Genomic DNA, 2,253 nt, shown 5'->3' with positions numbered 1-2,253 from the left:
TAGTATAAAACAATTTTGAATATCTACTTAGAATATGAAACATTCTCTTTTTATTGCTTTTTTCCTTTGCCTCGGTTCGTTCGCCTCGGCCCAGCAACTCACTTCTCCTGACGGTAACCTGTCATTGGAGTTTATGGAGCAGGCTGACGGCGTTCCGGCATACCGGCTGGACTATAAAGGCAAACCCGTTTTAACCTCCGGTCGTTTAGGCCTCCTGACGGAAGAAGCCGACCTGACCCGAGGATTCAAACAAACAAACCTTGAACGTGCTTCTGTTGATAACTACTGGAATCCCGTCTGGGGTGAGTACAACCGGGTACGGAATCATTATAATGAAATGACCGTCACCTTGGAACAGCCGGAAACAGGACGTATCCTGAATATCCGTTTCCGTCTGTTCGATGATGGTCTGGGCTTTCGCTACGAACTGCCTTTGCAACGCAAGATGAACTACCTCACCGTAAAAGATGAAGTAACCGAATTCAATCTCACGGGAAATCACAAAGCTTTCTGTATCCCCGGCGACTATGATACCAATGAGTTTGCCTATACCACTGCCCCTCTATCGGAAATTGCAGTGGATATGGAGAAAAGAATTGCCAAGAAATCTTATGAATCTAAAGCTGAAGGCGCCCTGACAGTGCAAACCCCGCTAATGATGAAAAGCGAAGACGGCATCTACCTGAATATCCATGAAGCCGCTTTAGTGGATTATGCCGGTATGTTGCTGAATGTAGATGATAAGCAGTTTAAACTGAGCGCCCACCTGACTCCTGATAAATTGGGTAAGAAAGGCTATTTGCAACTGCCCGTGCTGTCTCCCTGGCGTACCGTTATTGTCAGTGATGATGCCCGCGACATTCTCGTTTCTCAGTTGATTTATAATCTGAACGAACCTTGCCAATATGAAGATACCTCCTGGATTCGTCCGATGAAATTCGTCGGCGTGTGGTGGGAAATGTTCACAGGCGAAGGAAAGACCTGGGCGTATAGTGATTTCTACCAGGCCAAGCCCGGCATTACAGATTATACAAAACTGAAACCTAACGGCCATCACCCCGCCAATACCGCCCATGTGAAGGAATATATTGATTTCGCCTCCGCCCATGGCATCGACGGAATACTGGTAGAAGGCTGGAACGAAGGTTGGGAAGACTGGGCTTCCTACCGGAAAGACCGTCAGTTCCTCTTCAACAAAGCCTATCCCGATTTCGACGTCAAAGAACTGCAACGTTATGCCAAAGAAAAAGGCGTGCAAATGGTGATGCATCACGAAACAGCTGCCAATGCCGCTGACTACGAACGCCAATTGGATGAGGCTTTCCAGTTCATGGTAGACAATGGCTATCATGCCGTGAAAACCGGTTACGTAGGTTACATCATCCCCCGTAATGAATATCACTCTTCCCAATGGATGAACAACCATTACATCCATGTGGCCCGTCGCGCTGCTGATTATAAAGTAATGGTTAATAGCCACGAGGCAGTACGCCCCACCGGTTTGTGCCGTACTTATCCCAACTGGCTGGCTCAGGAATCTGCCCGTGGCGGAGAGTTCGAAACAATGGGCGGCAATGATCCCGATCATACCTGTATCCTGCCTTTTACCCGCCTGAAAGGTGGTCCGATGGACTATACCCCGGGTATTTTCGAGACAAGGCTGTCTTATTACAACGGTGAGAAACCCAACGAACGTGTGCATACCACTTTGGTGAAGCAAATGGCACTTTACATGACTATGCCTTCTCCTATCCAGATGGTAGCCGACCTGCCTTCCAATTACGCCCGTTTCCCGGATGCCTTCCGATTCATTGAAGACGTTGCGGTAGACTGGGACAATAGCTGGTACCTGGAAGCCGAACCGGGAGATTACATCACCGTAGCCCGCAAGGCAAAAGGTAAAAACGAATGGTTTGTTGGCGGCATTACCGATGAGAACAGTCGTATGGCAACGATTCCTTTCTCCTGGCTTCCGGAAGGAAAACAATATATCGCTACCATTTACGAAGATGGCAAGGATGCAGATTGGGATACCAATCCCCAAAGCTATCGTATACGTAAGGTAGTAGTGACACCCAAGAGTGTACTGAAACAGAAATTAGCCGCCAGTGGTGGCGTTGCCATCAGCATCAAAGAGGCTGATAAAGCGGAGATGAAAGGTTTGAAAACCATCCGCTAAGGCATAAGGGCATTAAATGGAGATATACTCTGCATTTAATATTAAAGTTAACAATACGAATAGGGAGGCCGGGA

At 47.7% G+C, this 2,253-nt stretch carries 1 protein-coding gene; it reads left to right on the top strand.

From position 1 onward, the window contains the following. Positions 1–34 precede the first annotated feature (34 nt). Positions 35–2,179 (top strand): glycoside hydrolase family 97 protein, encoded by a 2,145-nt coding sequence (locus BN161_RS09520; RefSeq protein ID WP_044265315.1) that lies wholly within the window; start codon positions 35–37, stop codon positions 2,177–2,179. Positions 2,180–2,253: the final 74 nt, after the last annotated feature.

The sequence above is a fragment of the Bacteroides timonensis genome, from assembly GCF_000513195.1.
Classification (GTDB): domain Bacteria; phylum Bacteroidota; class Bacteroidia; order Bacteroidales; family Bacteroidaceae; genus Bacteroides; species Bacteroides timonensis.
The sequence above is the reverse complement of the archived record's forward strand: the minus strand, read 5'-3'. Positions and strand labels throughout refer to the sequence as shown.

Coding starts and splice junctions, on each gene's coding strand:
- BN161_RS09520 (WP_044265315.1), top strand. CDS start 35: ATGAAACATTCTCTTTTTATTGCTTTTTTCCTTTGCCTCGGTTCGTTC.